Below are 6,601 nucleotides of genomic sequence, written 5' to 3'. Positions count from 1 at the left end.
CCTCGGCCGGAGCCTTGGGCGTCTTGGGGGCGACCCTGGGTCGCTTGGCGTCCTGCGCGCGCAAGGCGGCTTCCAGGTACGGGTTGGGCATGGCTCCTCCTAGAGCACGTAGGTGTAGGCGGCGTACTGCGAAAGCCATCCGCTGCCGTAGTCGGCTTCGTCCTCGGTCTCGAACTGGATCGGGGTCGTCTGCTTGCCGTCGACAGTCAGGCGCTGGAACTCGAGTGCATCGCGGACCTTCTCGAGGTCGCTACGGATGCTCGCGACGGTGGACGACGAGACAGCGGCGACGGTCAGCCGATAGCCGGTCGTGCCAATGTGGCCGCCGAGGGTCATCACGCCGCCGAACCGACGGGTCAGCGTGATCTCCACGAACTGCGGAGGGCGCGTCGAGGGGACGGCGCCGAGGTCATACACCTTGCGAGGCGCGAGGGCTGTGGTGAGCGTCGCCAGGATCGCCGTGACATTGGCCTGCGCGGTCACAGGAACTCGGCCCCGCGGAATATGTCCTGCACCTCGTCATCGACCGAGCGCAGGAACGAGGGGCCGACGACGTCAGCCGAGCGGGGCAGGTCGGTGTTGATTCCGTGACGGAAGCCGCCGCCGACAAAGTCGGACTTGGGGATGCCGTCGAAGCCGTACTCGCCCGAGATCGTGTTGCCGAACAGCCCGAGGTTGCGGTGCATTTCGCCGTTGATGCGCTTGTGCAGCGCCTTGCCGTGCGGACCGGCCTTCTCCTTGGCGTACTGCCGAGCGAGAGAGGTGCCGACCTTCACGCCGTCACGGACTACGCCGCGCATCCGGGGGCGGGTGCTGGTCGCGATCTTGGAGAGGTCGGCGAACAGGTCGCCGATGCCGTGGGTGACGTTGATCTGGCTCACAGCTCGATCACGTCCAATCTGCGCGCGGTGGCGAACGACTTCACGGGCACGGCGACCACGAGGAAGCGGCGACCGAGCAGGGCTGGGTCATCCATGGAGCCGACTGCGGTGACGACGTACTCGGTCCCGTAGTTGCGCTGCTCGCCAGCCAGCGGGACGGGCGCGCTGATCGGGATGTGCAGGCCGCCAGAGAGGACAGGGCGGGGAGTGCCGCCGATCTCCACGTAGCGCGCGGTCGTGTCGCCAGCAGCACCGAGGCCGCCCGATCGAGACTGAACCTTGCCGGCGTGCGGGGTGCCAGGGGTGAGTGTGGGGACCTCGTAGCCGTCGCCGTCGATGGTGTACGTCGGCGGGACGGTGGGAGTGTGGGGGGTGAGGGTGAGGGTCATCAGGGACTCGGCCCGGACCTGCATCGCACCCAGTCGCGAGATCGCCCGCATTAGACCGTCTCCACGACCGTCACGCCACCGCCGCCGAAGCGAGCAGCCAGCCAGCGACGGGTCGAGTCAGGGATGAACACGGGGGAGACCTGGCCGGCGGCTTCGTCGGTGTAGGACTCGGCTGCGTCGTCGAGCTTCACGGACTTGAGGCCGGCGGTGGAGCCACCACCAGTGGCCCGGTGCAGCAGCCACGCAACGGCGAGCTGCACGCACAGGTCGGTGATGTCCGCGGGGACCTCGGGAAGTCCGAACGTCGCGCTCACTTCGACCACGGTGGGAACACAGCCCCATCCGCACGCGCGCCACAGTCCTTCAGGGAGCGCCTTGTAGTCGGTCACGGCACTTCCGTCGATGGTGACGGCGGTGATGGTCGCGACCGGCCGCGGAAGTGCCAGGAGACGCAACTGGGCGCCCGTCACGCTGACCGTGACGGTCTGCGACGGTGCGATCAGGTTGCCCGCGGCCTCACGGATCGCGGCAGAGGCCACGTCGAGCGCATCTTGCGCGTCAGCGTGACCGGACCATGCCGAGGGGAGGTCCGCTGGAGCGGCGAGCGAGTCAAGCGGCATGACGGACCTCCCTCTCGGAGCGGGTTACTTCGGAGACGGCTTGGCGGCCGTCTTCTTGGCGGTGGGGCGCGGTGCCTTTGCGGACTCGTCCACTCCGTAGCCGTGGCGACGGAAGTAGCTGAGCGCGGTCGGGTCCGAGGTCTCCCCGACGCCGTCAACGAACTCCACGTTCGCGACGACGCCAGAGAAGCCCTCGACGGGCGCCTTGACGGCGGTCACTGGACCTTGATGTTGCGCAGGACGGCCGCACCAGTGGAGCGCTTGAGGGCGACGGTGCCGACCATCTCGACCTCACCGTTCTTGACCGCGCCGGCCGTGGTGAAGTCCGGCAGCCACGTCTTGAGCAGCGGGCCGGTCTTCGAGACGCCGTGGAACGAGTCCAGGCCGAAGTTCACGGCGTAGAGGTCGGTCAGGCCGGTGATGTTGCCACCAGCGCCGCCGCCATCCGCGTCGCGGGTCTCGATCGGGACCACGTCGGTCTCGGTCGCGGACTCGTTCGCAACCACGGTGCCGGCGTCGATCAGCACGGTGTTGCCGTACCGCTCGATGACGCGACCCAGGGCGTCCTCCTCGCGGGTGTAGAACCCCGCGCGGCGAGCCAGCGAGCGAACTCGCGTGATGGACTTCCGGTTGCCGATGAGGGCGTGAGCGCCGCCGACGACGTAGGAGAGGAAGTCGTCGAGGATGTCGAGCGCGCCGTGAGCCTCGTCGTTGGTGTCGACGGTGCCGCTGGTCCAGTCGACGTACATCGCTGCACCGCCGGGGACGATCTCGGTCGAGGAGCCGGTGAGCGCCTTGTCGAGACCATCGAAGCCGAGGGCGTTGACGGCAACGTCGCCGTTCACGATCTCGTTGACGAAGCCGGTGACGGCGCCCTTGATCATCTCGTTCATCTGGAACGAGACCTCGTTGGTGGTCGCGCTGCCGAGGTCAGCGATGACGCGGTCCACGGAGAACGAGCCGCCGAGGGGCTTGAGGTCCGTGGTGACGCGGACGCGGGACGCCTGGCCGGGCGTGAACTCGGCGTTGATCGCGCGGAACGCGGCGAGGCGCGCGTTGACCAGACGGGTGTACCCGTAGGTCATGGTTGCGCCACCGGTGCCGGGGTTGACGCAGTCATCGAAGATGAGCTGATCCATCAGCCACGAAGACCGGCGGTACTTGTCGATGACAGCGAAGTCGACGTCGTCCTGGACGTTGACCTGCGCCTGAGCGAGGGTGATAGCCATGATTGGCCCCTTTCCTTCCGGGCTTGGTTAGCCCTTGTTGTCGTAATGGCGGGCGACTGCTTCGCCCAGGTCCTTCGGCCGCTGAGGGGTTTCCTTGCGAGCACCCCCGTCGGCACCGCCCTGGAATCGCTGTCCGCCTTGCGCGAGCAGGTGGGGCTTCTTCTCGCCGAGCTCCTTGAGAGCGTCGGCGATTGCATCAACGTCCGGCTTGCCGCCGTCGATGAAATCCTCGATGTCATGCGTGCGCAGCAACACGGCTACTGCGTCTTCGGGATCGGCGAACGCGCGAGCCTTCGCCTCGATCTTGTCCTCGACTCGACCGGTCAGCACCTCGCGTGCGGCCTCGGCCTTCGCCTCCTCGCGGATCTTGTCCACGTCGGGCTTGTCGTCGGCGTCGGGCTTGTCCTTTGAGCCGCTTTCGGGCTTCTTGCCGCTCAGGGTCGCGATGGTGGCCGCGTCCTTGCGCGTGCGGCGCTCGAGGTTGCGGTTGATCCGCTGCTGGGCCTCGAACTCGGCCTTCCAGTCCTTGTCGGCGTCAGACTTGTCGTCCTTGCCGTCGGCTTCAGTGTCGTCGGCACCTTCGCCGTCTTCCTGCTTCTCGGCGTCGTCCTCGGGGCCCATGAACCAGCCCGAGTAGATGGACCGGTTTCGGTCCATCGTGCGGGCGAGCCATGCGGCCTGTTCGGCGGTCAGGATCGAGTTCTTCATGAGGTGCTCTCCCTTGCGGAGGTTCGCCCCGACGCCTTGCACGTCAGGAAGATCAGGTGATGTAGCCGTAGAGCTTGAGTAAGCGGATCGCGTCGTCGCGGTCTCTCGCGTGCTCGTATATGGACTCGGGCCTCAATCGCACGAGGCGGGTCGGGTTGGCCTTGCGCCATGCCGCGCGCTTGGTCGTGCCGTAGGTCGTGGCCTTGACCTTGCGGCCGAACACCTCGGTCCTCAGGGCGTTGGTGATGCCGGGCTGACTGGTGCCGCGGGTCGCGTTGACGATGGTGGTGATGTCGGCGCCGTCGCGGATCGCCTGCTCGTCGGCCTTCGAGAAGCCCGGGCGGTACTCGTCGCTGTCCTTACTGACCCGCGTGCGGATCAGACCCTTGTCGAACGCATCCTGGGCGGACGAGACGTATCCGGCGTCGTGCGCTTCCTGCCAGTTTTCGACTGGAATCATCACGCAGTCGCAACCGGGGTGACGGTCGAACGCTTCGAGGTCGCGGTAGATGCGGCCTGCCAGGATCGCGCACCGGGCGCATGAGGGCGGGTTGAGCATCCGCACGTAGTTCTGCCAGTCCGGCCGCGATACGAACTCGACCTGAGAGGCAGTGCGTCCTGCGTCTGCGATCTCAGAGGCGATCAACTGCTCGATGTTGGCCATGAACTCGTTGGCGTCGTCCCACCAGTTCGCGGGCAACGCTTCGGCTGGGGCAGGCACGATCGCGTCGATGGTGGCGATGATCGGCTCGGCCAGCGGGAAGCCGTAGGAGGAGACGCCCAGGTAAGCGTCGGGGACGCCGAGGGGAACCGGGTTTGAGGTGGACATGCTCGCGATGGCCTGCATGGAGGCCGCGGCGCTGGCGTACTGGTAGGCGCTGGCAGTGGCGACGATCTCGGGCAGTGGGCGGTTGCGCTCGAACAGCCGGCGCACGGCGAGCACTGCTGCCGTGACGATTGCCGACTGGCGGGCGTAGTGGTTACGCGCCTGCTGGCGGGTTGGTGTCGCCACCGGCCGCACCCTTGATCGCTGCGAGCGTCACGGGATCGAGAAGCGCCTCAGGGTCGATACGCTGCTCGTCGCGGATGCGGTTCAGTTCGCGCTCGATCTCGGGCTCAGTGAATCCGTATCGCCGCTCGAGCACCGTGCGCAGGGACATGCCCACGGCGCGGTCCTTGGTGGCGGCGTCGGCGAGCTGCTGGAGCGAGTGCATCGCCCGGTCCTTCCAGTGCACGAAGCGCGCACCATCAGACCCGCGGATCGCGTCAGCGAGGTCCTTCTTGCCGCGAACCAGGGCCATGAGGGCTGCAGTCTCCTTGGCGGCCGGGTTGTAGTGCGTCTGCTGGTTGCCGACCTTGTCGGAAAGGGGAACCTCGGCCGCAGTGAGCGCGTCGCCGTTGAGGTTGGCGAACTTCTCGTTCGTGAGCAGGTAGTGGCCGGGCGTGCGCGTCTGCGCAGCGACGTGGCCAAGGGCCTGAACGATCACCTTCAGGAAGAAGTCAGCGCTGGCGGCCTCGTACTGGCCGATCTTCGCTGCGCCCGTGAGGTAGAGGAACCGCTTGTCGTTCAGCTCTTCCATCTTGGCCGGGCGCGTGCCGATCATCTGGCCGTCCGCGTCGAGGACCGGAACCTTCGGCATGTCGCCGCCCATGATGACGCGGGCGGGCATCGATGCGTGGTCGGCGGCAGGGAACAGGAATCCCCACATTGCGTTCATGGTGTCCTGCATCGCCATCACGCCGTCGATGTCGGAGATCGGGTCGCCACCGAGGCGGGGGCGGTTGGGCCACTCCACCATCGGCACGACTCCGAGAGGGTTGGGCAGCGGCCACTCCTCGTCGTCAACCTCGCGCGGCACCCAGCCGCCGATGCCAGCGCTCAGCCCAGAGGGGAGCACGAGGCCGGCGCCCGAGGCGCGCTCGACGACGCTCTTGGGTCGCTGCCACTTCCATACCGCGTCAGGCAAGTAGAGGGTCGCGTACTCGATGTCATCGGAGGCCCACGACTTCAGTGCGCGCAGTCGCTTCCGCCCGGCGTCGTCGTACTCAATGATCGCCTGATCGGGGCGCTCCCACGTCACCTGCGGGTTGTCGTCCTCATCGCCCCACACGAGAGTGAAGGATCGCTTGGCCACGGAGGACGCAAGGAAGCCTTGGTTCGACTGAGAGGTGAGTTCGTTGCGCTGCCAGTCCTCCCACAACTGACGCTCATCGCCAGTGATGGTGTCCGCGCTGCCGGAGATCCGCAGGCCGATGATCTGCAGCCGGTCGACCGGAGTCTGGGCGACTACCTCGCACCAGTTGTCCGAGAAGCCCTTGAACCGCTCCTGGTGGAACGACTTCCACTCGCTGGTGGCGAACTTGAGCGGCTGCTTGCCATTGAGGTAGTCGTACTGCGTCGCGATGGACTTACGGCGCCTTACGAGGGCGTCATGCAGGCGACTGGTCGCGGAGAGGGCCTGTTCGCTGGTGACCACGGCGGACCCTCCTAGAAGTAGACGAGGTTTTCTTCCTCGGTCGGCCATTCGGCCGCCGCGGTGACGTCGCCCCACGCTTCGTGCGCGAGGATCGAGGGGATGGCCATGTCGATCTTTCGGCCGTCACCGGGCTTGCGGAGGATGTAGCGGCCGGGCTGATCCGCAGACGGGCGGGGCGTCTTGTGTGTCGCCTCGATGTGCTGCTTGGTCCAGTCGCATCCGTCGTGCCAGAACGCCGAGTCAGCCTTGCCGAGGTCCACATACAGGCGCTCGGCCGCAGAGTGCATCTGCGTCGCA

10 protein-coding genes are annotated in these 6,601 nt (G+C 66.9%); all 10 read right to left on the bottom strand.

Translation table 11 applies throughout. The features are described 5' to 3' along the window. Positions 1-99 precede the first annotated feature (99 nt). Positions 100-483, bottom strand: a complete 384-nt coding sequence (locus V6M39_RS12165) for a hypothetical protein (RefSeq protein ID WP_332644078.1) — start codon at positions 481-483, stop codon at positions 100-102. Next, positions 480-881, bottom strand: coding sequence for a hypothetical protein (locus V6M39_RS12160; protein WP_332644077.1), 402 nt, complete (start codon positions 879-881; stop codon positions 480-482). The genes V6M39_RS12165 and V6M39_RS12160 overlap by 4 nt, the downstream gene beginning before the upstream one ends. Continuing rightward, complete coding sequence (locus V6M39_RS12155; RefSeq protein WP_332644079.1) at positions 878-1,294, bottom strand: DUF6093 family protein; 417 nt, start codon at positions 1,292-1,294, stop codon at positions 878-880. Before V6M39_RS12155 ends, V6M39_RS12160 begins: the two co-directional genes overlap by 4 nt. A 26-nt stretch (positions 1,295-1,320) precedes the next feature. Beyond that, positions 1,321-1,890 (bottom strand): hypothetical protein, encoded by a 570-nt coding sequence (locus V6M39_RS12150; protein ID WP_332644076.1) that lies wholly within the window; start codon positions 1,888-1,890, stop codon positions 1,321-1,323. Between the two features lie 24 nt (positions 1,891-1,914). Continuing rightward, positions 1,915-2,109, bottom strand: coding sequence for a hypothetical protein (locus V6M39_RS12145; RefSeq protein ID WP_332644075.1), 195 nt, complete (start codon positions 2,107-2,109; stop codon positions 1,915-1,917). After that, positions 2,106-3,119 carry a major capsid protein gene (locus tag V6M39_RS12140; RefSeq protein ID WP_332644074.1) on the bottom strand — a complete coding sequence of 338 codons (1,014 nt, stop codon included), beginning with the start codon at positions 3,117-3,119 and terminating at the stop codon, positions 2,106-2,108. The genes V6M39_RS12145 and V6M39_RS12140 overlap by 4 nt, the downstream gene beginning before the upstream one ends. 27 nt (positions 3,120-3,146) lie before the next feature. Continuing rightward, positions 3,147-3,827, bottom strand: coding sequence for a hypothetical protein (locus V6M39_RS12135; protein WP_332644073.1), 681 nt, complete (start codon positions 3,825-3,827; stop codon positions 3,147-3,149). A gap of 52 nt (positions 3,828-3,879) precedes the next feature. Continuing rightward, the gene (locus tag V6M39_RS12130; protein ID WP_332644072.1) at positions 3,880-4,839 is read right to left on the bottom strand and encodes a VG15 protein; all 960 of its coding nucleotides are present in this window, start codon (positions 4,837-4,839) and stop codon (positions 3,880-3,882) included. Then, the gene (locus V6M39_RS12125) at positions 4,808-6,304 is read right to left on the bottom strand and encodes a phage portal protein (protein ID WP_332644071.1); all 1,497 of its coding nucleotides are present in this window, start codon (positions 6,302-6,304) and stop codon (positions 4,808-4,810) included. Before V6M39_RS12125 ends, V6M39_RS12130 begins: the two co-directional genes overlap by 32 nt. Before the next feature lie 11 nt (positions 6,305-6,315). Further along, the coding region (locus V6M39_RS12120) for a hypothetical protein (RefSeq protein ID WP_442880789.1) at positions 6,316-6,601 on the bottom strand (286 nt) is incomplete at its 5' end.

It is taken from the genome of Aeromicrobium sp., assembly GCF_036675695.1.
In the GTDB taxonomy this organism is placed as follows: Bacteria; Actinomycetota; Actinomycetes; order Propionibacteriales; family Nocardioidaceae; genus Aeromicrobium.
The sequence above is the reverse complement of the archived record's forward strand: the minus strand, read 5'-3'. Positions and strand labels throughout refer to the sequence as shown.